We start from the raw sequence: 25,814 nt of genomic DNA on the forward strand, positions 1-25,814 counted from the left end.
AAAAAGGCATTTTGTTATAGATACCGGTAACAAAATGCCTGTTAAAACCACTTCAAAAATTATTGTAACGCAGTAGATGCAGGAGGAGTGCTTTGTATGCCCCATGATTCTGGATATTTATATCCGGCAAAGCGTTTAAACGCATATTGTTTAAACGCTGCTGAATTGTACGCAGCAGTAATGTCTTTTACCCATTGGGTATCTTTATCAGCCGCGCGAATTGCTGCCCAGTTGACATAGGTGTAGCCAGGTTCAAGGAATAATGCTGATGTGAACTTTAGTCCTGAGCTCGTGGCAAAATTGCCATTGATGACCGCAAAATCCACATCGTGACGAGAACGAGGTAATTGGGCTGCTTCCAGCGCCACCAGCTTGATGTGTTTATTGTTACTGGCTATATCTGCTAGTGAGGCCTTCAACGGGTTAATATTGTTTTTTAGACTTATCCAGCCGAGCTTATCCAGCATCACCAATGCGCGGGCAAGATTAGAAGGATCGTTAGGAACAGAGACACTAGAACCACTTTTGACTGCTCTCAGCTCATGTAGTTTGCCGCTGTAGATACCGAGCGGACCAGTTGGAACTTGAAACACGGGCATGATGGCCAGATGACGAGACTGGGCAAAATCATCTAGATAAGGTTTATGCTGAAATACATTGATGTCGATAGATTTATCTGCCAGAGCAAGATTGGGACGGACATAATCCGTAAACTCCAATAGCTGAACGTGGTAGCCTTGTTTTTCCAGTTCAGGCTTGACCTGATCGCGCACCATGTCAGCAAAATCGCCTACAGTGGTGCCGATGATAATTTCTTTTTTTGTTTGAACTGATGAAGCAGCGGAGTGCTGAGTTTTTTCGCCACCACAGGCTGAAAGGAACAGGAGGCTCAGGCAAACAAAGAGGGTGTTCAGAATTATTTTCACACAATGTCTTTCTTTTAATCGTTAGTATGCAGAATGATTGTTTAGTGTCTTTTATCAGACGCATCTGACTCTTGTTCTCATATGTAGGCATAGACACAAATAAATTGCGCTAGACTGCCCAGCATCACAAAAATATGCCAGATGCCATGTCCGTGGCGGATTTTTTCATCATTAATAAACCAGTATATGCCAATACTGTATGCCAATCCACCGCTAATAAGCCAGAAGAGGCCGGGAGCGGACATGTGGTGTATCAGTGGATAGATGGCAACAATAATTAGCCAGCCCATCAATAAATATAGTATCAAGGATAGAATACGAGTTTCACTTTTACGCCCGATAGTCACTTCTTGAATGATACCAAATATTGCCAGTCCCCATGAGATACCAAATAGGGACCAGCCCCAGCCACCGTTGAGTGTGGTGAGTGTAAAAGGAGTATAACTACCGGCAATCAGCAAATATATGGCGCAGTGGTCAAATTTTTGTAGTACGGCTTTAGCGTGATGTGAGCGGATGGAATGATACAAAGTGGAGATACCATACAGAAATATCAGACTACCACCATATATGGCCGAGCTGACTATTCGATAAGCATCGCCATACAGTACAGATTTTATTAGCAGAAAGACCGTTCCAATGATAGATAGTATAAAGCCGGTCAGGTGAGAGTAAGCGTTAAAACGTTCGCCATAATACATATTGAAATAACTTGGCAATTAATTAAGAGTCTATCGTTTCACTACCTGCGTTAGGGTGCAAGTGTTTTTTCGTTTATTATTTGCTATGAGGTAGTGTTTTAGTACTGAATGATGGCTGTTCAACTGCTAGTAAGCACAGTAAAATAGATAATTTTGCAGACTATCAGAAATTTCCTTTCATGCTGACTTTCCAAGAAATAATTTTTACATTACAGAACTACTGGGCTCGTCATGGCTGCGTGGTATTGCAGCCGCTGGATATGGAAGTGGGTGCGGGTACCAGCCATCCGGCCACCTGTCTGCGCGCGCTGGGGCCTGAGCCGTGGTTTGCTGCCTATGTTCAACCCTCCCGCCGGCCTAAAGACGGACGCTATGGAGAAAATCCTAATCGTCTGCAGCATTATTATCAGTTTCAGGTAGCGTTAAAGCCGGCTCCAGATAATATTCAGGAATTGTATTTGGCTTCTTTGCAGGAGCTGGGAATAGACCCACGTCAGCATGATATCCGTTTTGTGGAAGATGACTGGGAAAATCCAACGCTTGGTGCCTGGGGATTAGGCTGGGAAGTTTGGCTTAACGGCATGGAAGTCACTCAGTTCACTTATTTTCAGCAAGTGGGGGGCATGGATTGCTCGCCAGTGCTCGGTGAAATTACTTATGGTGTTGAACGGCTGGCAATGTATTTACAGGGTGTAGACAATGTTTACGATCTGGTCTGGGCGAAAACGCTAGACGGACAGATTGTGACCTACGGTGATGTCTACCATCAGAATGAGGTTGAACAGTCTACTTACAACTTTGAATACAGTAATGCTGATTGGCTTCTGACACAGTTTAATGATTATGAAGCTGAAGCCAAACGTCTGTTGGCTGTTGAAGATATTAGTCTAGCACTACCTGCTTATGAACTGGTGCTGAAAGCAGGACACACATTTAATCTGCTTGATGCGCGTGGTGCAATTTCGGTAACCGAACGTGCCACCTATATTGGCCGTGTGCGTGCATTAAGTCGTGCGGTGGCGCATAAATATGTGGAAAGCCGTGAAAAACTTGGTTTCCCTCTACTGAACAAAAAATCTACCGGCCACACAGCCTGATTCGAATGAAAGTATTATTTGCATGAATGCTCCTTTATTAATTGAACTGCGTACTGAAGAACTGCCACCTAAGGCGCTGAATAATTTGGGCGAGAGTCTTGCTGCCGGAGTTGTGGACGGACTGGAAAAAGCACAGCTCACAGATGGTGTGGCTGATTATCAGGTCTTTGCTGCGCCAAGACGTTTGGGCGTACTGGTTCAGAATGTAAAAGCAGTACAGGCAGACCAGCGCATTATCAAAAAAGGGCCTAGTGTGGCAGCCGGTATGAAAGATGGTGAACCCACTAAAGCCTTGCAGGGATTTGCACGCAGCAATCAGGTTGAAATTAGTCAGCTTACACAGATAAATGATGGCAAACAGATGGTGTATGCGTATGAATATACGCAGGCAGGCCAGCCCTTAAGTGCTCTCTTAAGCGAAATTCTTAATCAGGCTATTAAAAAATTGCCTATTCCCAAGGTTATGCACTGGGGCAGTAGTACGTTTACTTTTGTACGGCCGGTGCACGGACTGATTATGTTGCATGGCAGTGAAATCGTTGCTGGTAGTGTATTGGGTCTGAGTAGCCAAAATTGGACTTTAGGCCATCGCTTCCTGAGCGAAGGCAGAATTATTATTCAGCATGCTGAAGATTATGCACAGCAAATGCTGGAACAAGGTAAAGTAGTAGTTTGTTTTGCTGATCGTCGTGCTCGTATTGAGCAAGATTTAAGCACTGCGGCCGAATCGCTGCATGCGCATGTGGCTTATGCAGATGGACTGTTGGATGAGGTAACCGCGCTGGTAGAATGGCCGGTGGTACTACAGGCAAGTTTCGATGAGCGTTTTTTACAGGTACCACAAGAGTGCCTGATTCTGACCATGCAGCAGAATCAAAAATATTTTCCACTACTTAGCGGTGACGGTAAGCTGATTAACCGCTTCTTGCTAGTGTCTAATTTACAGACTGAAAATCCAGTTCACATTATTCATGGTAATGAACGGGTATTGCGTGCTCGTCTAGCCGATGCAGAATTCTTTTACCGTCAGGATCAGAAATTTACGTTGGCCAGCCGTCTACCTCGTTTACAAAATGTGGTTTATCACAATAAGCTGGGTAGTCAGGCTGAAAGAGTTCAGCGAATTATCCGTCTAGCTAAAACAATTGCTCCGTTGTTAAATGCAGATGTTAATCTGGCTGCACGTGCTGCAGAACTGGCTAAAGCTGATCTACTGACTGATATGGTAGGAGAGTTCCCTGAATTACAAGGCACAATGGGCAAATATTATGCGTTGCATGATGGTGAGAATCCAAATGTTGCTGTCGCGATAGAACAACATTACTGGCCACGCTTTGCTAATGATGTCTTGCCGGATAATGTGTTGGGAACGGTAGTGGCACTGGCTGACAAACTTGAAACCTTGATAGGTATTTGGGGTATCGGCCTTGTTCCTACTGGTGATAAAGACCCATATGCCTTGCGTCGTAGTGCTCTGGGTATTTTGCGCATGCTCATGCAGCATCATTTGGCGCTGCAGCCATTACTAAAGGCCGCGTTTGCTACTTTCCCTGCCGGTAAACTAGCGGAAAATACTGTAGCTGAAGTGGCCGGATTTATGCAGGCTCGACTGGATATTCTGTTGCAGAATAATTATGAGCAGGATGTGGTTGCCGCGGTACTTGCAGGACAAGTGGATGATTTGGGTGAATTAGACGCGCGTTTAGTCGCTGTTACCCAGTTTAAGCAGCTTGAGGAAGCAACAGCGCTGATCGCTGCGAATAAACGTGTACATAATCTGCTGAAAAAAACGGACGTATCAGCTTTGCCAGCTGTTGATTCTTCAAAATTGCAAGAACAGGATGAACTGAATCTATACCATGCTACTGAAGAAGTCGCTGTGCGCATTCAGGCAGCTATGAGAAAACAAGACTTTATTCAGGCATTGTCCGAACTCACCGGTATTAAAAAAAAGGTGGATGTATTCTTTACTAATGTAATGGTAATGGATGAAAATGAGGCAATCAGAAATAATCGTCTGGCTTTATTACTGTTTTTGTCTCACCAGATGAATGCTGTGGCTGATATTGCTCTTTTGAATGAGTAGTACTGCCTTAACCCGTTCCCTTAATAGATGAAAGCTGAATTATGATATTAGATAATGTGGTGTTTCATACTGAAGAAGATTATCCGCCGGCATTGGCTCTGGCCAATGCGGCCACACACATGGGATATTATTGGTCTTGGATTGTGCGGCGTGGTCTGTACAATCCAGAATGGGATGAAGCAGCAGAAGAAGACATGGGCGCTTTAAAGGCACAGGCGATAAGTGGTGCTGAATTTGTACTAAATAATATGGCTGGCTGTCTGGAAGACAGTGATTTTAACGAAGAAGGATGCCGCTTTTCTCTGTATTACTACGATGATGAAGAGGAGGGGTATGGTCGTTTTATGGAAGATTATGTCCAAACACTGAATACGCCGGCGCTGGAAAGCTTTTATCATGTCGAAATTTCCGATGAAAATCAGGCTTTACTGGACGGGGTATTTGATAGTGCCCTGATGCAGTGGAGGCAAAGTCTGAAACCTGCACAGTAAGGATATTTATGATATTGAGTGGAAAAGGCAAACTAATTATTCTTGATCGAGATGGGGTGCTCAATGCAATGCAGCCGCAGCCTATTAGTGATCCAGATCAATGGCATCCTCTGCCAGGCAGCATGGATGCGGTGGCCTTTCTAACTCAAAGCGGATACACGGTAGTGGTAGCAGAAAATATGTCGGGTATCGGGCGCAATCAAGTCACGATGGAACAACTGAATGAAGTGCATGGGAAAATGCACAATTATATTCAGAAAGCTGGTGGTCGACTGAGCGGTGTGTGGTTTTGTCCGCACACCAGCAATGCAAAATGCCATTGCCGCAAACCTCAGCCGGGTTTATTGCTGGATATACTCGACCGGCTACATATGAGAGCAGAGGATACATGGCTGGTCGGTGATGGTATTCGTGATATGGAAGCAATAGCAGCCATCGGAGGCCATCCAATACTGGTATTAACGGGGAAAGGCAAAGAAACGCTAAAAATGGAAACTTTGCCTGAAGATACGCAGGTGTATGACGATTTGCTTGATTTTGCTAAATTCTGTCGTACACAGGCTGAAAAATCAGCCGAGGAATAATTTAACATGCTGTTGTTACGTAATTTAATTTACTGGTTTTGTTTGTGTATATTCTCGCTAGTTTGGCTGATGGTGGTGATTGTTTCCATGCTTGTCCCTAAAGGCGTGACATGGACGACAACTGCATGGGGTAAAACCCTGTTCTGGATGCTGGAACATATTATTGGCCTTAAATATGAAGTAATTGGCCGGGAAAATATTCCGCAGGAACCGGGTATTGTATGTTGTAAACATCAATCGGGCTGGGAAACGCTGGCTATGTTGTATTTTTTCCCAGATCTGGCTTTTGTGGCAAAACGTGAGCTTTTTCGGATTCCGGTATTTGGCTGGGCGTTGAAATGGCGTGGCACTATCGGGATAGACCGTAATAATCCCAAAGCAGCAAATGCGCAGATAATCAGTCAGGGCAAAATATGCCATCAGAAAGGCATGTGGATTTGCATCTTTCCTGAGGGTACCCGTATTAAACCGGGCTATCGCGGTCATTATAAAAAAGGCGCTGCGCGCATGGCTCAGGAACTACATCTTAATTTGATACCAGTAGCCTTAAACAGTGGTGAATTCTGGCCTAAGGACTCTTTTTTGAAGTATCCAGGTAAAGTGACCGTAGTGATTGGTGCGCCAATACACTATGAACAGGCACATAATCCTGAAGAGCTAATTAAGCATTGTGAGCAGTGGATAGAAGACAAACAGATAGAAATTCAGGGTGTGGGACCTTTTGCACCGAAAAATCCTCAAGTACCCACGCCTGTCTTACCTCACTAATCAATTTAATGAGGCCAAATAATAGATTGAAAATCAATTCATTAATTACGATTTATTGTTTTTTAATTGGCTAACTTAGTGTTGCTTAGTTGTCTGTAATCAAAATCTAGTTTCTACATGGCTGTTTAAAGAAGAGATAGTTGATTTTCATAAATACTTTGATTAAGCAATGGCTAGGTTGTGCATACATTGATAAATCTGTTACGTTTATTCGCGTCTGCCGATTAGAATTCTGCTTGAGCATAAATATGTCGGTGATTATTCACACTACTCAAGATGGCTGTGTTATCAAGTTTCACTTGCGGCGGACGGCGCGGAAAAATATCATTGTACGCGTCGCTTCGGCTTCTATGTTGATTGTCAATATACCGCCTTTTGTCTCCCTGAAACAATTGCAGAAATGGTTTGGTGCCAATGAAGCGGCGCTTAAACGATTGTGGCAGCAGTCAGAATCTATTAAAACAGAGTTACCGAACACTATCTGGTATCGTGGGCAACGCTTCTCTTATACCTTTGCTAAGGGGCTCTCGACTGTACAATGGTATCAGCAACAGGGCTTTTTGTTACCAGAGACATCTGAAGCATCCGCGCCTGATATACTGCGAACGTGGCTAAGGCAGTGTGCTCAGACTGAGCTAATATCGCGTTTACAGTATTGGGCACTTGTGATACAGCAACAACCCGCATCTATGGCGTTAACTCAAGCACGTACATTTTGGGGTGTATGCCGCAGGCGTACCGGTATCCGTCTAAATTGGCGTTTAATTGGAGCTCCGGCGTTTGTGGTTGATTATGTTTGTATTCATGAATTATGTCATCTGCGCTATGCGAATCATGGTAGGGACTTTTGGGCAATGGTGGCCAAATATACATCAAAGACGCATGATGCGCGTTTATGGTTGAAACGGCATGGATCTGAGTTGTTTGCACTGGATAATGTGCGCTAAAAATCGGCAAACAGCGCAATTGTAGTAAGCTGTAATTGCGCTGAATGATATACAAGTAAATCTCAATGAGTGTGTTAAAAAGCTGGTGTCAGATATAAATACATTCGGTTTCAGCTGGCATCTACTGCGAGTTGTTTCATAATATTCTTGATTATTTGCACTCGTTGTTGCACGTCTTCTATGCCGATATTCACTCTGAGTTTGTCTGCACCGACAAGGCGGTAATTTTTATCATTTTGCATCATGGCAACGATGGTTGCCGGATTAATACAGTGATGCTTGCTAAATGTGAACGTTATGCTTTCGCTGCTGGCATCTATGGTATCTATACCCAGATTTGCTGCTTCGAGGCGCAGATGGTGACTGGCGATCAGTGTGGATACTGCCGGTTCAAGCAAGCCAAAACGGTCAATTAATTCTTCGTGAATCTGGTCTATTTCAGCTTCGGTTTCACTGCTGGCCAGCCGTTTGTACAAAACGAGGCGTGCATGGATGTCTGGACAGTAGCTTTCTGGCAACAAAGCTGGACTGTGTAGTTTAATGTCGCTGGTAATGCCTAGTGGCGCATCTAAATCCGGTTCGCGGCCTTTTTTCAAATTGCGTACTGCTTGTTTTAACATTTCAGTGTAGAGGGTGAAACCTACTTGAATCATTTCACCAGACTGACCTTCTCCGAGAATTTCACCAGCACCGCGAATTTCCAGGTCTTGCATCGCTAGAGTGAAACCGGCGCCTAAATCATCGGCCATTTCAATTGCTTCCAGTCGTTTCTGAGCATCTTTGGTCATGGCTTCGGGCACAAGTAGATAAGCATAGGCCTGATGATAGGAACGACCTACACGGCCGCGCAGCTGATGTAGTTGTGCCAGACCGAATTTATCTGCACGCTCAATGATAATGGTATTGGCATTAGGGATGTCTATGCCAGTTTCGATAATGGTTGAACATAGCAGTACGTTATAGCGCTGTTGTAGAAAGTCACGCATTACTTGTTCCAGCTCGCGCTCTCGTAGCTGTCCGTGTGCAATGCCAATGCGTGCTTCTGGCAATAAACTACTTAGTTTTTCATAAGCATTAGCGATGGTGTCTACTTCATTGTGCAGAAAAAAAACTTGGCCACCACGTTTCAGTTCGCGCATTACTGCCTCACGTATCAGTCCATCGCTGAGGGGACGGACAAAGGTTTTAACGGCTAAACGGCGGCTGGGTGCGGTGGTTATCAGGGAAAAATCACGTAGACCCTCTAAAGCCATGCTCAAGGTGCGTGGAATCGGTGTGGCGGTAAGAGTCAGTACGTCAACATTGGCGCGAAGGCTTTTTAGCTGTTCTTTCTGACGAACGCCAAATCGATGTTCTTCATCGATGATGACCAGACCAAGATTTTTGAAATGGACATCCGGCTGAACCAGTTTATGTGTGCCGATAACAATGTCAACAGTGCCATCTGCTAGTCCAGCAAGCGTGGCTTGTGTCTGTTTGCTGGTATTAAAACGTGAAAGTTGAGCAACTTTAATGGGAAAATCTGCAAAGCGGTCGGCAAAATTCTGGGCATGCTGCTCAACCAGCAGAGTAGTTGGAGCCAGTACCACGACTTGCTTGCCAGCCATAGCGGCTACAAAAGCTGCCCGTAAGGCAACTTCCGTTTTACCAAATCCTACATCGCCGCAAATAAGCCGATCCATTGGTTTTTCTGCGCATAAATCCTTAAGAGTGGCGGCAATAGCGGCCGCCTGATCTTCAGTTTCTTCATAGCCGAAGCCATTGGCGAAGGCCTGATAATCTATTTCGTTTAGGTTGAAGCGATGCCCTTGCTGTGCTTCACGCCGTGCATAGAGGTTTAAGAGTTCGGCAGCAGTATCTCTGGCTTTTTCAGCAGCTTTATGCCGTGCCTTATCCCATGCACCATGTCCGAGTTTGTGCAGGCTAACATTTTCATGTGCGCTACCCGCATAGCGGGAAATCAATTGCAGCTGGCTGACTGGTACGTATAGCTGTGAACCTTCGGCATACTCCAGCAGCATCATTTCACTGGCACCTTCACCCAGATCAAGTGTTACCAGACCTTGATAGCGACCAATGCCATGCTGTTCGTGTACAACAGGGTCGCCAATTTTGATTTCTGCCAGATCACGCAGCATACCGTCGGAAACGGCACTGTGTTTGCGGCGGGTGCGGCGACCACGTACGACGTATTGATATAAGTCGGCTTCGGTGATGATGGCCAACCTTTGTTCGGCCAACAGGCAGCCATAGCTTAATGGTGCAATGGTCAAACACAACTCAGCCTTGGCTTGAAGAAAATCTGCCCAGCCACTGACGATATGTGGCTGCAATTGATACTCACGCATGAAATTAAGCATGGTTTCACGTCGGCCAAGGCTTTCAGCACAGATTAATACTTTACCAGACCACTGTTGCAAAAAAGCTTTCAGAGAGTGCAGAGGATCGTCAGACTGTCTATCGACGGCAACATCAGGCAAGGTGTAGCTATTATGGTTGCTTAGCTCCGGTACCACACGCGCATATGCTTTGATGCGTGCCCCAATCTGGTCTTCACTCATATATAAATAATGCGGAGCCAGCGGTGGATAGGCTGGGTCGCCTTGTGCCATGGTATAGCGCTGTTTAACATCCTGCCAGATACGTGCTGCTTCGTTGTGTATATCTCCTAGACTGACCAGAATAGCATCCTGATTGATGTAGTCAAAAATGCTGACACATTCTTCTTCAAAGAATAGAGGCAGATAATATTCCACTCCGGCACCGAAGTGGCCTTCGGATACAGCTGCATAGACTGTTGCTTTACGGGGATCACTGCTGATTTCTTCACGAAAACGGCTACGAAAAATTTTTTGGGCATCGCTGTCGGTGGGGAATTCATGTGCAGGCAGCAGGCGGATTTCTTCAACACTGTTCAGGGTGCGCTGAGTATCGGCGTCGAATGTTTTAATGGTGTCGATTTCATTATCAAATAAATCGAGACGGAATGGAGTGTCACTACCCATCGGGAATATATCCAGTATCCCACCACGGGTGGCAAATTCACCGGTGGCTACTACATGGGTAACATGGTTGTAGCCTGCTTCTATCAGGCTTTGTTTGAGTGCATCAGTGTCCAATTGCTGGCCGGTTTTGAGCCAGAATGTACGGCCAAGCAAAAATGAAGGCGGGGCGATTTTTTGCATTGCTGTGGCTAGCGGCAACAGTAAAACATCAACCAGTCCGTTTTTTAATTGCCATAATGTGCTAAGGCGTTCGGATACCAGCTCCTGATGGGGAGAAAAATGTTCATATGGTAAGGTTTCCCAGTCAGGAAAAAATACAATACGCGCAGCTGGGTCAAAAAACTGCCATGCCGTCTGAATACGGATAGCCTGCTCTGCATCCGCTGTGAGAACAATTTTTAGTTTTTTTTCAGGCAAATGCTTGCTGAGAAGAAATGGCAGACTACCAGCATTTAAATCCGGCCAGTGTACGGTCTGACTGCTTTTGGGTAACGCAAAAGGGGCAACAGCGGACATAGTTTCTGTTTTATAGGAAATAATTAATTAGATTTTCACTAGTTATGGGCAAGCTATGATAAGACAAGCCTGCGCCGACCGGCAATCATTGCCGCATACGTGAGAATGGATAAAATTTTAAAAAGTAAAGGCTATGTATTCTATTACAAATACAGTAGCCTTTTCTCTTGGTGGTTAGTTAAATATTCAGTTAATATAAATGATAGAGATACATCACGGCGATTGTGATCAGAATGGCAAATGCGCAGCCGATTTTGGCAACAACGCCGAGAACTAGGCCAATTAGGGTAGCGAATCCTACTTTCCCAGCGGCCACTAAATTACGTCTGGCAATGAATTCACCGGTTGCTGCTCCGATTAACGGGCCTAATATCATACCGGGAAGGGCAAAGAACATGCCGATAATAGCACCGATAAAAGCCCCCCAGATGGCTTTTCTGCTGGCACCACTATGCTTGGCTCCAAGTACGCCAGCCATGTAATCCATACCACAGCCTAAGGCGGTGAGAATTGCCAACGTAATCAGTGTGCCTGTACCCATAATCTGATAATCGCTGCTTAGAGCCAATAGCCATGCGCCGCCAAACATAAGTGGCAATCCGGGTAGGGCGGGCATAAATGTACCTAACAGCCCGATAAGTAATAAAACAATAGCCAATATCACCAAAACTGAGGTCATGGCAGATAAGTCCTCGCGAAAAAAGGAATAATATTTGTAGATTGGGGATGCTGCTGTCACACTCAAGAGTAAATTATGTTGTGAAGGTAAAAGTTATGTAATCGGTTAGGACCAACCAATAATTGTAGCAGTTGGAAATGGTATTTGTATATTGATGTCTGTTCTGGACGCAGTGGCCGTTGGTAATGTATACATATATGAAAACTCCATGATTCTCTTCTTAAACTTATTTTGCTGTTAAAGCTGTGATCAGCAATCAGCGATGAAGGTGAATACCATATAATGGTATGCGAACGGTTTTTATTGTGTAAATGCTGAAACAGGCAGCCATTTTGAGGCTGCCTGTTGTGCAGGAAAGGTCGGAATCAATCCAGTTTTTTAAAGTGTTTGCGCCGTTCCTGCTCGCTTAGATAACGTTTACGCAGGCGAATGGTCTGAGGAGTGATTTCTACAAGTTCATCATCATCAATGAATTCTACAGCTGCTTCCAAAGACATTAAAACGGGCGGAGTAAGGCGCACAGCTTCATCGGTACCGGAGGCACGGACATTGGTCAGTTTTTTGCCTTTCAGAGGGTTGACTACTAGATCGTTATCACGGCTATGAATGCCAATAATCATACCTTCGTAAATTTTCTCGCCCGGATTGATAAACATGCGGCCGCGGTCTTCAAGGTTCCACAGTGCATAGGCAACAGCGTCACCTTGTTCTTGTGAAACCAGTACGCCATTACGACGGCCGGGAATTTCTGCCTTCACCGGTGCGTAGTTATCAAATACATGGCTCATCAGTCCTTGACCACGAGTCATGGTCATGAATTCGCCCTGAAAACCAATCAGGCCGCGAGCTGGAATACGATATTCTAGGCGAGTGCGTCCTTTGCCATCACTTTCCATATTGGTAAGTTCACCACGGCGGCGGCCCAACTCTTCCATGACAGCGCCCTGGGTGTTGTCTTCTACATCGACAGTCAGATTTTCGTAGGGTTCGCATTTTATGCCGTCGATTTCGCGGAATACTACGCGTGGTTTACCCACGGCTAGCTCATAACCTTCGCGGCGCATGTTTTCAATCAGAATGGTTAGATGCAGTTCGCCACGGCCGGAAACGCGGAAAACATCGGCATCGGCGGTGTCTTCCACCCGCAGAGCAACGTTAGTCAGCAGTTCTTTCTGCAAACGTTCGCGAATCTGACGGCTGGTAACGAATTTGCCTTCTGTACCGGCCAAAGGGCTGGTATTTACCATAAAGTCCATGGTAAGAGTAGGTTCGTCCACGCTGAGCATTGGTAAGCCTTGTGGCTGTTCGCGATCTGCGATGGTGACGCCGATACCAATATCTTCTAGTCCGGAAATGGTGACGATATCACCAGCTTCTGCTTCCTGTAGTGGAATGCGCTCTAGACCTTTAAAGCCAAGTAGCTGATTGATTCTTCCCTGACCAATCTGCTGGTCTTCATTCATAATAGCAACTACCTGACCCGGTTTTATGCGTCCGTTCAGAATACGGCCAATACCGAGACGGCCGGTGTAATTGTCATAATCCAGCTGGGAAATCTGCAATTGCAAAGGTTGGTCGGCATCGCCGGCCGGTTCAGGTGTATATTTGAGAATGGTCTCAAACAGCGGACGCATGTCGTTGGATTCGTCCTCTTCATTCAGTTTAGCAAAGCCAGTCAAACCGGAAGCATAAACAATGGGAAAGTCGAGCTGTTCGTCTGTGGCACCCAGTTTGTCAAAAAGTTCGAAAGTCTGGTCGATTACCCAGTTTGGACGTGCACTAGGCTTATCAATCTTGTTGATAACCACAATTGGTTTTAATCCCAGTGCCAGTGCTTTTTTGGTAACAAAGCGGGTTTGCGGCATCGGGCCTTCCTGTGCATCGACCAGTAGTAGTACGCAGTCTACCATGCCCAGTACGCGTTCTACTTCGCCGCCGAAATCAGCGTGTCCCGGGGTATCGACGATATTAATGTGATAGCCTTCATATTCGATGGCAGTATTTTTAGCCAGAATGGTAATGCCACGCTCTTTTTCTAGATCGTTGCTGTCCATTACCCGTTCGTCTACTTGCTGGTTGGCACGAAATGTACCAGACTGGCGTAGTAGCTGGTCTACCAGTGTGGTTTTGCCGTGGTCGACGTGTGCGATAATGGCAATATTGCGAATTTTTTTACTCATGGGGGTGTGTAACCTAGTTGTATTTGCTATTCAGAGGTAAATTAACCTTGAATTATAACATTTACTCTGCTTTTCGTGGAATTTTTAGCAAAATCAGGCTGTCTGCTAATCTTAATCGCGCGGGTTTGTTTCGACTGCTGCCAGGTTATAGCCATGAAGTGTCTATTGTGCTTTATCGGCTAAAGATGTTATCTACGAATGCTGTATTGTTTTATACATAGGAATCTGCGTAATGGAACAGTTGGAATTTTTTGTTATTCCGAGCCCCTGTCGCGGCGTATGTGAAAGTAATCATAAAGGCTATTGCAAAGGTTGCCTGCGCAGTAGGGATGAGCGTCTGTATTGGTTAAAGTTTTCTGATAGGCAGAAGCAGCAGGTACTGCGTTTATGTCAATTGCGCCGGCGCAAGCTTGAACAACTGTTGCAGCAGTCACGACAAATTGGTGAAGACAAGGACAGTTTAATAGAAAAATTATGGATACAGGCGGATTTTGATTTTTAAAATTCTGAATAAGCTGTTAATCTGCGCTAAATTTTGTTTTAGGGGAAAAAATGCATTTTCTGATTATCAGTATCTTATGTAGTGTGGCTGTATCCGTATTGCTGAAAGTAGCACGTAGAAATGGAGTGGTTATTGCTCAGGCGGTAGCGGTGGGTTATCCAGTTGCCGCTCTATGCAGTTGGTTGTTTCTGCATCCACAGTTATCAGACTGGCAAGTTTATGCCCACCACTGGATAATTTTTCTTGCACTGGGTATCGGGCTGCCACTAGGCTTTATTGTGTTGGGCAAAGCCATTGAGCAGGCCGGTATGGTTAAAACAGATGCGGCACAGCGCCTTTCGTTATTTTTACCTATACTGGCGGCTTTTATATGGTTTGGTGAAAGCCTGAGTAATAATAAAATAATTGGGATTGCACTAGCTCTGATGGCTTTGCTGGCGTTACTTTATCGCGAAAAATCGCCTAAAAGTAAGCAAACGGGTGGGTTTTTCAGTACCGCAGGCTGTCTTTTCGGGGTGTGGCTGTGTTATGGCACTACGGATATTTTATTTAAGCAGATGGCTAAAAGCGGCACAGCTTTTGCCCCGACTTTGCTGATAGCATTTATTTTGGCTGCTGTGCTGATTATAGGCTATTTGCTTTTACGCCGAACGGTCTGGAATGCAGCCAGTATTCTGGCCGGTTTACTACTGGGCTGTCTGAATTTTGCTAATATTTTGTTTTATATTCGTGCTCATCAGCAGTTTCAGCAGAACCCGTCACTGGTATTTGCTGGCATGAATCTGGGTGTGATTACGCTAGCTACGGTAATTGGTGCTCTGATATTTAAAGAAAAAATTAATGGCTTGAATCTAGCGGGTATTGTGCTGGCCATAGCTGCTATCTGGTTTCTGTTTTACGGCAGCAGTCTTCATTCGATTTTGCCAGGTATGTAAAACAAAAGCTGTTCTGGTGTACCAGAACAGCTTTTTTGTGCTTTAGCTGGCATTGCTTAGCTGCGCCAGCTGCTGAGCCTGATGCTCGGCTATCAGTGCCTGTGTCAATTCGCTTAAATCACCGTCCATAATAAAATCAAGTTTATGTAAAGTAAGATTTATGCGATGGTCTGTGACCCGTCCCTGAGGGTAATTGTATGTGCGAATGCGCTCACTGCGGTCACCACTGCCAATCAGACTTTTGCGCTCGGCTGCTTCTTTGGCATGAGCTGCATGCTTCTGCTGTTCGTATAAGCGTGAAGCAAGTACCTTCATTGCCTGTGCTTTATTCGCATGTTGTGAACGGCCATCCTGACATTCTACTACCATACCGGTGGGTAGATGGGTGATACGTACGGCCGAATCGGTTTTATTGATATGCTGTCCGCCGGCGCCGGATGCACGGAAGGTATCAATACGCAAATCATTCGGATTCAACTGTACTTCCGCAACTTCGTCAGCTTCGGGCATGATGGCTACGGTGCAGGCTGAAGTATGTATTCTGCCTTGACTTTCAGTAGTCGGTACACGTTGTACTCGATGTCCACCTGATTCGAATTTGAGCTGGCTGTATACATTCATGCCGGCAATACGTGCAATCACTTCCTTATATCCGCCCAAGTCGCTTTCACTGGCTGATACAATTTCTACCTGCCAGCCCATACGTTCGGCAAAACGGGTATACATGCGCATCAAATCACCTGCAAACAAAGCTGCTTCATCACCGCCGGTACCGGCACGGATTTCGATAAATATATTTTTATCGTCGTCTTCATCTTTAGGTAAGAGCAGTTTTTGCAGTTCACCATCTAACTGAGCAATCTGATTGCGCGCATGGGTAATTTCTTCTGCTGCAAATTCTTTTAATTCTGGGTCTGTCAGCATTTCTTCAGCAGCTGTCAGATCAGTTTGCGCTTGTGTGTACTGGCGGTATGTATCCACCACCGGCGTGAGTTCTGCATGTTCACGAGTGAGGCGACGATATTCGTCTATATCGTTGGTAACATCAGGAGAAGCCAGCAATGCGGTTACTTCCTCCAGACGTTCTGTCAGGTGCTGTAACTTTTCTATCAATGAAGGTTTCATCTGGAATCCTGTAATTATTTAAACTTTTAATCAATTGAAACTTTTGGTGAGTACTACTGCAAACCTATTGCTGAATTACATTTACTGCTGTAAATGTGAATCATTCAGGTGATAAATCAAACTAATGGCCTTTGCCAGCTCAGGATGTTGCTGGCTGTCTTTATTCAGCGCACGAGTAGGGGCATGCAGGAGAGTATTGGTAAGTTCATGGCTCAGACGTTGCAATACTTCTTCAACTGCTGTGCCATTACGCAAGCGGCGCATAGCCTTAGCTACCACTTTGCAGCGCTGTTCTTCGCCTTGGCTACGCAAAGCGCAAATCAAGGGTGCACTGCTGCGTGTCTGCTGCCAGGCAATAAATTCAGCCACTTTGGAAGCCACCATTTTTTCTGCAGCTGCGGCAGCTTGCTGTCGGGCAGCCTGCCCATGCTGCACAATACTGACCATATCGTCCACAGTATATAGATAAGCATCGTTGAGCTCGCCGGCTTCAGTCTCGATGTCACGTGGCACAGCTAAATCAAGCAGAAATACAGGCATACCGCGCCGTAGTTTAAGTGCCCGTTCGACCAAGCCTTTGCCAATGACCGGAAACGGGCTGGCAGTGGAGGACACCACCACATCGTATTCGGGCAGGATATCAGGTAAGTCCGTCAGAATACGGGCATTAGCACCGTTATTCAATTTGCTGCACAACTCCTGAGCTCTGGTTAGTGTGCGATTAAGTACCGTAAGGCGTCGCGGATGCTCTGCAGCAAAATAGGTAGCCACTAGCTCAATCATCTCACCGGCACCCACCATTAACACATTCAACGCGGCAATATCAGGAAATATCTGTGCAGCCATTTTCACCGCTGCCGCCGCCATGGACACTGAATTTTCACCAACGGCACTTTCATTGCGAATCTCTTTGGCTGCTGCAAAGGTTTTTTCAAATAATGCATTCAGGTGCTGGTGTAAAGTATGTTGACAGCGAGCTATGCGCACTGCTTCTTTAAGCTGTCCCAGAATCTGTGGTTCACCCAGCACCATGGAATCCAGACCGCAAGCCACCCGAAAAGCATGCTGTATGGCCTGCACATCGTGCAGTCTGTACAGATAAGGTGCGAATTCTGTGAATGGTAACTGATGATAACTGGCCAACCACTGTATGGCAGCGTCAGCATCTCCAATACAATAGATTTCGGTGCGATTACAGGTGGACAAGATCATCGCTTCAGCAATATTTGTCTGACAGCCGAGTGAACACAGTGCTTCTGACAGTACAGCAGCCGGAAAGGCCAGACGTTCGCGCACAGAAACAGGAGCGGTTTGGTGATTAAGTCCGATAACGGTTAAAGACATGTTGCCTGAAGTTATTTGCGTTTACCCGCTGCGGCGGGTAGGATAATTGCCAACCAGACTTTATATTACGATTAAATATAAAGCTGTTAAAGTGCTCAATTATACGCTATTAGTACCGAAAAATCAGCAAGACGGTCTTGCACTGCTATCATCATTTTTGTATGTATAAATTAATACTATGAATAATCTGGATTTGCATGACATACGTCAGGATTACAGCCAACAGTCACTTAGTGAAGCCGATTGTTGTGCTCATCCACTAGAACAGTTTCAAAAGTGGCTAACAGAAGCCATACATGCCAAAGTGAATGAACCTACTGCGATGAATGTAGCTACAGTGGATCAACATGGCCGTCCTAATGCGCGCATCGTATTATTAAAAGAAGTGACCGAAAAGGGCTTTGTGTTCTTTACCAATTATCATAGCCGTAAGGGTCGTGCTTTAAGCCAGCATCCCTATGCTGCACTGACTTTTTTTTGGCCAGAGCTGGAACGTCAGGTGCGGGTGGAGGGCGTAGTACTGCAGCTAGCTGCTGAAGATTCTGATGCTTATTTCCGTTCCCGTCCCTACAGCAGCCGTATCGGAGCCTGGGCAAGTGAGCAAAGCTCGGTTATCAGTAGCAAAGCCGTGCTGATGACTCGTGCCGCTGCATTTGGAGCAAAATACTTGCTGAACGTACCACGTCCTCCGCATTGGGGTGGGTATCTGGTCGAGCCTGATCTTGTGGAGTTTTGGCAGGGAAGACCTAGCCGTCTGCATGACCGTGTTCAGTATATGCGAGAAAAAGGCCTATGGATTAAGCAGCGATTAGCACCATAGAATTTGCTGACATTTTTCTAGTTAATACTATTGCTCACGGTTCATTTTGTTTGCGAAAGTTGTAGCCAGCGGGCTGTCGCTCAGAACTTTCTGCTGAATAAATTCTTCTGCCATCGTTTTAAGTTGAAAACGATCTGCATGTTTATTTTCTGTAATCATTAGTGGTTCAGCAAAATCCACTTTTACTGTAATTTCAGGTATCGAAACTATGTTCCACAGACTGCGCAGCAAACTGGTTTTACCGGCAAAGGCTACTTTAGGTGTGCGTTTGGCCTGTGTATCGTAATAACGTATGGCAACAGACATTACCGGCCGATTTGCATCAATGGCGGCTTGAAATAGAGCAGCTTTAAAGGGTAAGGTGGTCAAACCTTCAGAGGTGTACGCTTCGGGAAAAAAGAGCACATTTCTGCCTTGCAGCAAAGCTTCTTTGATAGCTTTAATCACAGGGCTAATATCCTGCCGTGACAGCCTGTTAATGTAGACGGTACCACCATTAGTAGCAAGTTTGCCCAATATAGGCCACGACTGAATACTTTGTTTGGCAATATACCCGCCTGGTATATAGGCCATCAGCACAAATATATCCAACCAACTCACATGATTAGCCACAGTCAGCCACGGCATACTGGCTGTATTTGGTAGAGGTTGTTGCGGTTCTACCTTAATATGAAGTATGTTGAGCAAATTTCTTCCAATGGAAACCAGTTCTCCATTCCGTTCGGTTGCACTGAGTTGCTCAAAATGATTAACCCGTCTGATGGTTTGTCGTAGCCACAATGCCAGTTTAAAAATACGTTTATAGCGGGTAAAAAAAGAAGTAGATTTTGATGATGTCATTGTTATTTGTCGTTATTTTTGGCAATGAGGGCAATAAAAACTGCTACGTTGCCCCAATACCATTTTCTCAATCGGATGGCCGCATTTTAAACACGGTTCTCCAGCTCGTCCGTATACATAATGTTGTAACTGAAAATAGCCACTATTACCAGCACTGTTTACAAAATCGCGCAGCGTACTCCCACCAGCATTAATTGCTTCCTCCAATATTTGCTTGATAGCTCTAGTCAGTGCATTAACCTGAATTTTGTTTAAGCTCATGGCGGCTGCTGCAGGATGAATGCCGGAGCGAAATAGTGCCTCATTGGCGTAAATATTGCCTACACCCACCACCGTATGATTATCCATAATTGCCAGTTTAATCGCTCGCTTTTGTTTAGCCAGTTTTTGCTGCAAATATTCCTCATTAAATTTTTCACTTAGAGGTTCTGGTCCTAAATTAGCCAATAGAGGATGGTGTTCAACTACGCCAACAAACCACAAGACCGCCCCAAAGCGTCTGGGATCATGAAAGCGCAGCAAAGTGCCATTAGTAAACATAATATCCAGATGGTCATGTTTTTTCACTGCTGGCGCGCTGGAGTCAGTAAAAATACGCAGGCTTCCAGACATACCTAAATGAATAATCAAGGTTCCTGAAACTAATCCAATTAACAGATATTTTGCCCGCCGTTTCACCGAAACAACTATTTCACCCTCAAGTTGCGCACTCAGATTCTCCATCACCGGCCAGCGCAACCGTGGCTGTCGCACTTCAACACAGTCAATAGTCTGATTCACAATATAAGGCGCAATTCCTCGCAGAGTGGTTTCAACTTCAGGAAGTTCGGGCATAATTTAATGATAAAATTCTGAATAAAATCGACACAATATCATCATGAAAATAAATTTGAAAGTGTATACCTCTGCCATGGGCAGTAAGATAAAACTGTTAGATGTATGCGCAGCCAAAAATGTCTGTGGTAAAGTAGCAAATTACTTTACCGCAATGAAAAATAGTTATTAAGCGGGCAACGGCCGGTTTTCAAGATTGTTTGCATAACATAAATGAACAGACATCTGATTTAGCTGAATAAATCGAAACAGCCCATACCGTAATAGAATTGTTATTAGTTTAAAATCAGTCTTTACAACAACTGATCAGCATATTTGGAGAAGTTTAATGCCTCGTTGGATTCATCGCCTTACCCCGATTGTTATGAGCTTAATCGCCATCAGTGCGGCTAATGCGGGCAATACTCAAGAACGGCCGACATCAATACCCTCGATTCAGACCAGAATAGAGCGGGTAAACCAAATTACTTCACCCGATGATGCTGAATCACTACAAAGGCGTCTTACTATTGCTAGCCGTGCTAATGACATCTTCACCCTCTTTGCTAGCGAACTTATTTATTCGCAGGGAAAAAGCGATATCGCATTGGCAACAGACATGCGCATGCTCGAACATACACAGGAGCCTGAAGTTGCTGAACGTGCTATGGAAATGGCTCTTGGATCCAATAAAATAGCCGAAGCGCAAGCTATTGCTGAGCGCTGGAAGCAAATCGAACCAAATGAAACTCCTGCTAGACAGCGCCTGTTGTGGGAGCTGGCATTGGCCAAAAACGATTTCACGCAAGTAGTCAAAAACACAGACGCCGTTTTATCTCATGCCAACGATTATCAGCTGCGTCGGCTGTTTTTAAAACTGGCACAATTTCGCTTGAACCACTTGAATGCCTCGGATGAACTGAATACGCCAATCCACAAAACTGCATTACTACATCCTGAGATGGCCGAAGCTATGATTGCTGATGCCATCTATGGGGTAACCGGTGCACATGAAGAGCAGACCATCAAAGCATTACAGGCACTGGTGCGTTTAGATAGCGATATTTTTCCGGCTAGCCAGCTCACTCTAAACTTAATAAATATTAAACAGCCACAATATCTGCTGGATTTCTATCAGCAAACCGGTGTAGATAGTATGCCTTCTAAATGGCAAAGTTTATATATAGAGTTACTGATTAAAAATAACAAATTGCAGCAAGCCTATCAGACCCTGCAACCTTTGCTGGCCAGAAGCAAAAGTGCCGATCTTTATTTGCAGGCTGCATTCCTCGCCGTTAGTCAGAAAGCGGACACCGCTACTATTGCTTCTTATGCTGAAAAAATAGCCGAACTGGGTAACCGCAATCAGCGCAGTAAAGCGGCAATCATGGTAGCTATGCGCTATTATGATGAACACAACCTAGCAGCATCACGTGCATGGGTGGCAAAAGCTGATGATCCCCAATTTGCTTTTGATCAAGCGCTTATGATGTGTTCGCTCGAAGCGGAAGAAAAACACTGGTCAGCTGCGCAGAAATGGTTGAACAAAGCTCAGGCAAGCAAAAATCCAGGGATTTTCTTCAGCGCGACCGATTTATTACGACTACAAACATTCGTTAACAGCTCTTCACTCACCAGCCGACAGTACGAACAATATCTGAATAAAATGTTGGCCAAAGCAGAGCAGGGTAATTCAAAAGAGCGCACAGAAAATGTGCCACCTTTATTACTTCTGCGTGGCTTGTTATACGCAGATAAACTTAACGAGCCAGCTAAAGCCGTTGCCGATATGCGCCGCTTTGTACAAATGCGGCCAGATCAAGTAGATGGCCTGAATGCGTTGGGCTATACCTTACTGAGTTTGCCGAAAGAAAACTGGCACGAAGCTCAGGTACTGCTTGAGCGCGCTTACGCCTTAAGTAGTCAGTCCCCTGCTGTCAACGACAGTCTGGGCTGGGCGTATTATTTAAATGGTAATGCTCAGAAAGCCTTGCCTTTGCTTGAGTATGCGTATCAGCAGCAGCCGGAAAGTGAAGTGGCTGCCCATTTGGGCGAAGTATACTGGCATCTGGGCAGAGAATCAGATGCACGTCGAATATGGTCTCAAGGCTGGCTTAAGCCTAAAAGCGACCGTAAAATACTGAGTCAGATTCTAAATAAACATGGTATCAAGCCAGACAGCCTGCCGCTAAATACAGCGAAAAAAGAAGCATCACAGTCAAATGTGGATTTTTATCTGCAACAAGCCAGTGCTTTATATTCTAATGACGAACGTACATCTGCCGCATTTATCGACAACATCAACAAAGTCATGCAGACAGGAAATGCAACTCAGCGGAGTGAAGCAGCATATATGGCAGCCTCACGCTATTTTTCTGAAAAAAATCTTCCTGCTACACGTGAATGGCTAAGTAAAGTTACCGAGAATAAATTTGCCACTGATAAAGCATATCTGATGGGTATGCTTGAAGTGGAACAAAATAATTTGGCTGCAGCTCAGCAGTGGCTTCAGCGCATGAATCAGAGTAAACAACCGCTGTATTTTGAAGGCGTATTCATACCACAGGCTTTATCCATATACATTGATTCTAAAACGCTTGAACCCAAGGCATATGTGCGTAAACTGACTCAGCAACTAGAAGAGGCACAGAAAAAGGCCGTCGTTACAAAAAACAATCTGCCGGTAGTGCTTATACTCTATTTCCGCGGAATAACTTATGCAGAAAAACTTGATCAGCCAAAAAAAGCAATCAAGGATTTTCGTGCCTATACCGAATTGAAACCGGATGATGCAGAAGGCTACAACGCATTAGGCTATACCATGCTGAGTATGTCAAAACGGCATTGGGCTGAGGCACTAACCATTCTGCAACATGCCTATCAGATTGAACCAGATTCTTACGCTATTCAAGATAGTCTGGGCTGGGCGTATTATCTTAATGGTGATTCCAAAAAAGCTTTACCTTTGCTGCGTACTGCCTATGGCAATACAAAAGAAAGTGCCATTGCTGCACATTTGGGAGAAGTCCTTTGGCAAATGGGTGAACAACAGCAGGCAAAGCAGGTTTGGGTACAAGGCCTGACTTATCAGGATTCTGACCAAAAAGTTTTACAGCAGACCTTAAAAAAATTTGCTGTCAATCCGGCCAGCCTGTCTGACAAAGCAGCATCAGAGCAGACAGAGCAAAGTAAATAAACCTTAATCAGACTATTAATTAAATGAGTCTGAAAGCCGGATTTTAATTGAACTTCCTAAGAGGCTACCGCAATGGCAATATATGCGGCAGCATTTGATGAACAGGCAGACTGTATCCAGAATATCAACTTAGTAATCAAACCATATTGATATATAAACGATACTAGGAACCAGAACGGAATAATATGTATTCATTGCTGCGCAAACCGTGTCTTCAGCTATCAGCAGCCGTTATAAGCTTAGCTTTAAGCGCCTGTAGCAGCATGGCACCAGAGAAAATTACCACTACCTCAGACTGGCAGGCAGGTCACGAACAGACATTATCCGGATTTGATAGTTCAGGCCGGCTTGCCATCAAAGACCAGGGCAAAGGAACCTACGCCAACTTCAGTTGGCAGAATTTAGGTTTAGTACAAACCATCGAAGTAAAAACACCTCTGGGCAATAGCGTAGGGGTTTTATGTCAGGACAGCGACGGCGTTATTGCTGAAGACAGCAAAGGTCAAGTTTTTTCCGCCAGCAGCATTGAAGAATTAAGCCAACGTATGCTTGGATTTGTACTACCCTTTGATCATCTCAACCAATGGGTACAAGGATACTGGATTGAGAATGAACCCTACCAGCTACTACCCGACGGCAAACTCAAACAGTCTGGCTGGATTATTCAGCGTCAGCCGCAAATAAATAGCCGTAGTCCCCATATTGTAGAGCTGAATAATGCACGTTTTGATATCAGGCTAGTTTTTGATGAATATACTGATACTCCAAGCCAATCATCAACCAAATGTGAATTACGGCATAAAACATCCTGAACTCAGGAATTAGCATAATATGGATAATTTTCAGCCAGCGGCTGATGCCAGCCATTTCTTGGTACCTGCCAAACTGAATCTGGATTTACGCATTATCGGTCGCCGCGCAGACGGCTATCATTTGCTTGAAACCATTTTCACCTTAATAGCACTGTATGACCATATCTGGCTTAGAAAAAACACCAATGGCAGCATAACCATGCATACGCCCGTATCTGGTGTCGAATCTCAGCAGGATTTATGTGTACGTGCTGCACAATTGCTGCGCGGCCATACCGGCATCAAGCATGGAGCAGACATTTGGCTAAACAAACAGATTCCCATAGGTGGAGGACTGGGAGGGGGTAGTGCTGATGCGGCAGTGGTGTTAATGGCACTCAATCGCCTCTGGCAACTGAATCTAACTAAAAACCAGTTACTACATTTGGGCGTACAACTAGGTGCTGATGTGCCATTTTTTATTTTCGGACAGAATGCATTTGCACGCGGTATTGGTGAGGACTTGGTGCCTATATGCTTGCCAAAACAATGGTATGTGATTATCAAGCCACCAGTGCATATCAGTACAGCGAAAATTTTTGCACATAAAGACTTGACACGAAATTCCAAGCCACGCATAATGCCAGACTTTCAAGCAGGACAGCACTGGCGCAATGATATGCAGAGCGTTGTTTTAGCTGAGTATCCAGCGGTAAGGGAAGCATTTGAAGCTTTGGCTGAGTATGGTTCACCCATGATGAGTGGTTCTGGAGCATGTGTATTTTTGTCATTTGATTCTGAAAGTGCCGCTCAAGCTGTTTACAATAAAGTTTCTGACGCGCATCAGACGTATTGTGTTGCTTCCCTGACGAGGCATCCGTTTTATCAATGATGTGTGTTGTTGGGGAGTCGTCAAGTGGTTAAGACACTGGGTTTTGATCCCAGTATGCGTAGGTTCGAATCCTACCTCCCCAGCCAGTTGTTAATGTAAACACTGGGGAGTCGTCAAGTGGTTAAGACACTGGGTTTTGATCCCAGTATGCGTAGGTTCGAATCCTACCTCCCCAGCCACACTTGGAATAATATAGTAGTAAACCCTTTTGGGGAGTCGTCAAGTGGTTAAGACCCCGGATTCTGATTCCGGTATGCGTAGGTTCGAATCCTACCTCCCCAGCCAAATTCAGATAAGCGTGTAAGGTCTACTTACACGCTTATTTAATGTTTAAATGACAAACCATTGAGTAAAAGCATGATTACCCCGCCAAAAGTGGTATAATCTGCTGCTTGCATAGTCTGGTTGATGCAAAACAGGCATCGATTAGACGCAACGAAATTGCATCAAGGAATAAACGTTTATAATTTAGTGGTAGACAAACCGGTTAAAGGATTGCAAAACATACAGATTCAGTTACCGTGATAGGGATATGGTTGTTTATCATGCTGCTATCTGCAATGACTAATATCCGCT

Annotated in this window: 21 protein-coding genes and 3 tRNA genes; 15 read left to right on the forward strand and 9 right to left on the reverse strand. The window is 45.0% G+C overall.

Translation table 11 applies throughout. From position 1 onward, the window contains the following. Positions 1-59 precede the first annotated feature (59 nt). Positions 60-926: a MetQ/NlpA family ABC transporter substrate-binding protein gene (locus tag J3U75_RS01715; protein WP_267390218.1), complete on the reverse strand. Its 867-nt coding sequence runs from the start codon at positions 924-926 to the stop codon at positions 60-62. A gap of 77 nt (positions 927-1,003) precedes the next feature. Beyond that, a complete protein-coding gene (gene trhA, locus J3U75_RS01720) occupies positions 1,004-1,627 on the reverse strand; it encodes a PAQR family membrane homeostasis protein TrhA (protein WP_267390219.1) in 624 nt (207 codons plus the stop codon). A 179-nt stretch (positions 1,628-1,806) separates the two neighbouring features. Here trhA and glyQ point away from each other — a divergent pair, with 179 nt between their 5' ends. The 6 genes from glyQ to J3U75_RS01750 all read left to right on the forward strand — a co-directional run bounded on the left by glyQ (position 1,807) and on the right by J3U75_RS01750 (position 7,600). Further along, positions 1,807-2,724, forward strand: a complete 918-nt coding sequence (glyQ, locus tag J3U75_RS01725; protein ID WP_100152480.1) for a glycine--tRNA ligase subunit alpha — start codon at positions 1,807-1,809, stop codon at positions 2,722-2,724. A 22-nt stretch (positions 2,725-2,746) separates the two neighbouring features. Then, positions 2,747-4,810 (forward strand): glycine--tRNA ligase subunit beta, encoded by a 2,064-nt coding sequence (glyS, locus tag J3U75_RS01730; RefSeq protein WP_267390220.1) that lies wholly within the window; start codon positions 2,747-2,749, stop codon positions 4,808-4,810. 41 nt (positions 4,811-4,851) lie between these two features. Further along, positions 4,852-5,301 carry a cell surface protein gene (locus J3U75_RS01735; protein ID WP_257377999.1) on the forward strand — a complete coding sequence of 150 codons (450 nt, stop codon included), beginning with the start codon at positions 4,852-4,854 and terminating at the stop codon, positions 5,299-5,301. Between the two features lie 8 nt (positions 5,302-5,309). Then, positions 5,310-5,885 carry a D-glycero-beta-D-manno-heptose 1,7-bisphosphate 7-phosphatase gene (gene gmhB, locus J3U75_RS01740; RefSeq protein ID WP_100140101.1) on the forward strand — a complete coding sequence of 192 codons (576 nt, stop codon included), beginning with the start codon at positions 5,310-5,312 and terminating at the stop codon, positions 5,883-5,885. A gap of 6 nt (positions 5,886-5,891) precedes the next feature. Beyond that, positions 5,892-6,653 (forward strand): lysophospholipid acyltransferase family protein, encoded by a 762-nt coding sequence (locus tag J3U75_RS01745; protein ID WP_267390222.1) that lies wholly within the window; start codon positions 5,892-5,894, stop codon positions 6,651-6,653. 248 nt (positions 6,654-6,901) lie between these two features. After that, the gene (locus J3U75_RS01750; protein ID WP_267390223.1) at positions 6,902-7,600 is read left to right on the forward strand and encodes a M48 family metallopeptidase; all 699 of its coding nucleotides are present in this window, start codon (positions 6,902-6,904) and stop codon (positions 7,598-7,600) included. 110 nt (positions 7,601-7,710) lie between these two features. Here the strand turns inward: J3U75_RS01750 and mfd are convergent, their stop codons facing one another. The 3 genes from mfd to typA all read right to left on the reverse strand — a co-directional run bounded on the left by mfd (position 7,711) and on the right by typA (position 13,980). After that, positions 7,711-11,121, reverse strand: coding sequence for a transcription-repair coupling factor (gene mfd / locus J3U75_RS01755; RefSeq protein ID WP_267390224.1), 3,411 nt, complete (start codon positions 11,119-11,121; stop codon positions 7,711-7,713). A 190-nt stretch (positions 11,122-11,311) separates the two neighbouring features. After that, positions 11,312-11,800 carry a DUF456 domain-containing protein gene (locus tag J3U75_RS01760; RefSeq protein WP_267390225.1) on the reverse strand — a complete coding sequence of 163 codons (489 nt, stop codon included), beginning with the start codon at positions 11,798-11,800 and terminating at the stop codon, positions 11,312-11,314. Between the two features lie 365 nt (positions 11,801-12,165). Continuing rightward, entirely contained in the window at positions 12,166-13,980 is a 1,815-nt protein-coding gene (gene typA / locus J3U75_RS01765) for a translational GTPase TypA (protein WP_267390226.1), read from the reverse strand. 232 nt (positions 13,981-14,212) lie between these two features. Here typA and J3U75_RS01770 point away from each other — a divergent pair, with 232 nt between their 5' ends. Beyond that, a complete protein-coding gene (locus J3U75_RS01770; RefSeq protein ID WP_100152486.1) occupies positions 14,213-14,482 on the forward strand; it encodes a DUF1289 domain-containing protein in 270 nt (89 codons plus the stop codon). A 50-nt stretch (positions 14,483-14,532) separates the two neighbouring features. Next, positions 14,533-15,417, forward strand: coding sequence for a DMT family transporter (locus tag J3U75_RS01775; RefSeq protein ID WP_267390227.1), 885 nt, complete (start codon positions 14,533-14,535; stop codon positions 15,415-15,417). Positions 15,418-15,459: 42 nt separating this feature from the next. On the opposite strand, the gene prfA is transcribed toward J3U75_RS01775, so the two are convergent. Continuing rightward, on the reverse strand, positions 15,460-16,542 hold the full coding sequence (prfA, locus tag J3U75_RS01780) for a peptide chain release factor 1 (RefSeq protein ID WP_267390228.1): 1,083 nt from the start codon (positions 16,540-16,542) through the stop codon (positions 15,460-15,462). Between the two features lie 81 nt (positions 16,543-16,623). Next, complete coding sequence (hemA, locus tag J3U75_RS01785; protein ID WP_267390229.1) at positions 16,624-17,886, reverse strand: glutamyl-tRNA reductase; 1,263 nt, start codon at positions 17,884-17,886, stop codon at positions 16,624-16,626. 187 nt (positions 17,887-18,073) lie between these two features. On the opposite strand from hemA, the gene pdxH reads away from it, so the two are divergent. Then, positions 18,074-18,706: a pyridoxamine 5'-phosphate oxidase gene (pdxH, locus tag J3U75_RS01790; protein WP_267390478.1), complete on the forward strand. Its 633-nt coding sequence runs from the start codon at positions 18,074-18,076 to the stop codon at positions 18,704-18,706. Between the two features lie 27 nt (positions 18,707-18,733). Here the strand turns inward: pdxH and J3U75_RS01795 are convergent, their stop codons facing one another. Further along, complete coding sequence (locus J3U75_RS01795) at positions 18,734-19,546, reverse strand: lysophospholipid acyltransferase family protein (protein ID WP_267390230.1); 813 nt, start codon at positions 19,544-19,546, stop codon at positions 18,734-18,736. Positions 19,547-19,558: 12 nt separating this feature from the next. Then, entirely contained in the window at positions 19,559-20,380 is an 822-nt protein-coding gene (gene mutM, locus J3U75_RS01800) for a bifunctional DNA-formamidopyrimidine glycosylase/DNA-(apurinic or apyrimidinic site) lyase (protein ID WP_267390231.1), read from the reverse strand. Between the two features lie 328 nt (positions 20,381-20,708). Here mutM and J3U75_RS01805 point away from each other — a divergent pair, with 328 nt between their 5' ends. The 6 genes from J3U75_RS01805 to J3U75_RS01830 all read left to right on the forward strand — a co-directional run bounded on the left by J3U75_RS01805 (position 20,709) and on the right by J3U75_RS01830 (position 25,523). Next, complete coding sequence (locus tag J3U75_RS01805; RefSeq protein WP_267390232.1) at positions 20,709-23,555, forward strand: tetratricopeptide repeat protein; 2,847 nt, start codon at positions 20,709-20,711, stop codon at positions 23,553-23,555. Positions 23,556-23,740: 185 nt separating this feature from the next. After that, complete coding sequence (gene lolB / locus J3U75_RS01810) at positions 23,741-24,367, forward strand: lipoprotein insertase outer membrane protein LolB (RefSeq protein WP_267390233.1); 627 nt, start codon at positions 23,741-23,743, stop codon at positions 24,365-24,367. Positions 24,368-24,386: 19 nt separating this feature from the next. Beyond that, a complete protein-coding gene (gene ispE / locus J3U75_RS01815) occupies positions 24,387-25,238 on the forward strand; it encodes a 4-(cytidine 5'-diphospho)-2-C-methyl-D-erythritol kinase (protein ID WP_267390234.1) in 852 nt (283 codons plus the stop codon). A 10-nt stretch (positions 25,239-25,248) separates the two neighbouring features. After that, positions 25,249-25,324 (forward strand) — tRNA-Gln (locus tag J3U75_RS01820). Positions 25,325-25,341: 17 nt separating this feature from the next. Beyond that, a tRNA-Gln gene (locus J3U75_RS01825) sits at positions 25,342-25,417 on the forward strand. A gap of 30 nt (positions 25,418-25,447) precedes the next feature. Then, positions 25,448-25,523: transfer RNA gene (locus J3U75_RS01830), tRNA-Gln, on the forward strand. Positions 25,524-25,814 lie beyond the last annotated feature (291 nt).

It is taken from the genome of Snodgrassella sp. B3088 (assembly GCF_026535815.1).
GTDB classification, from domain to species: Bacteria; Pseudomonadota; Gammaproteobacteria; order Burkholderiales; family Neisseriaceae; genus Snodgrassella; species Snodgrassella alvi_E.

Coding starts and splice junctions, on each gene's coding strand:
- ispE (WP_267390234.1), top strand. CDS start 24,387: ATGGATAATTTTCAGCCAGCGGCTGATGCCAGCCATTTCTTGGTACCT.
- J3U75_RS01745 (WP_267390222.1), top strand. CDS start 5,892: ATGCTGTTGTTACGTAATTTAATTTACTGGTTTTGTTTGTGTATATTC.
- mfd (WP_267390224.1), bottom strand. CDS start 11,121: ATGTCCGCTGTTGCCCCTTTTGCGTTACCCAAAAGCAGTCAGACCGTA.
- mutM (WP_267390231.1), bottom strand. CDS start 20,380: ATGCCCGAACTTCCTGAAGTTGAAACCACTCTGCGAGGAATTGCGCCT.
- J3U75_RS01770 (WP_100152486.1), top strand. CDS start 14,213: ATGGAACAGTTGGAATTTTTTGTTATTCCGAGCCCCTGTCGCGGCGTA.
- typA (WP_267390226.1), bottom strand. CDS start 13,980: ATGAGTAAAAAAATTCGCAATATTGCCATTATCGCACACGTCGACCAC.
- lolB (WP_267390233.1), top strand. CDS start 23,741: ATGTATTCATTGCTGCGCAAACCGTGTCTTCAGCTATCAGCAGCCGTT.
- hemA (WP_267390229.1), bottom strand. CDS start 17,886: ATGTCTTTAACCGTTATCGGACTTAATCACCAAACCGCTCCTGTTTCT.
- J3U75_RS01805 (WP_267390232.1), top strand. CDS start 20,709: ATGCCTCGTTGGATTCATCGCCTTACCCCGATTGTTATGAGCTTAATC.
- trhA (WP_267390219.1), bottom strand. CDS start 1,627: ATGTATTATGGCGAACGTTTTAACGCTTACTCTCACCTGACCGGCTTT.
- J3U75_RS01750 (WP_267390223.1), top strand. CDS start 6,902: ATGTCGGTGATTATTCACACTACTCAAGATGGCTGTGTTATCAAGTTT.
- J3U75_RS01735 (WP_257377999.1), top strand. CDS start 4,852: ATGATATTAGATAATGTGGTGTTTCATACTGAAGAAGATTATCCGCCG.
- J3U75_RS01795 (WP_267390230.1), bottom strand. CDS start 19,546: ATGACATCATCAAAATCTACTTCTTTTTTTACCCGCTATAAACGTATT.
- J3U75_RS01775 (WP_267390227.1), top strand. CDS start 14,533: ATGCATTTTCTGATTATCAGTATCTTATGTAGTGTGGCTGTATCCGTA.
- J3U75_RS01760 (WP_267390225.1), bottom strand. CDS start 11,800: ATGACCTCAGTTTTGGTGATATTGGCTATTGTTTTATTACTTATCGGG.
- gmhB (WP_100140101.1), top strand. CDS start 5,310: ATGATATTGAGTGGAAAAGGCAAACTAATTATTCTTGATCGAGATGGG.
- prfA (WP_267390228.1), bottom strand. CDS start 16,542: ATGAAACCTTCATTGATAGAAAAGTTACAGCACCTGACAGAACGTCTG.
- glyQ (WP_100152480.1), top strand. CDS start 1,807: ATGCTGACTTTCCAAGAAATAATTTTTACATTACAGAACTACTGGGCT.
- glyS (WP_267390220.1), top strand. CDS start 2,747: ATGAATGCTCCTTTATTAATTGAACTGCGTACTGAAGAACTGCCACCT.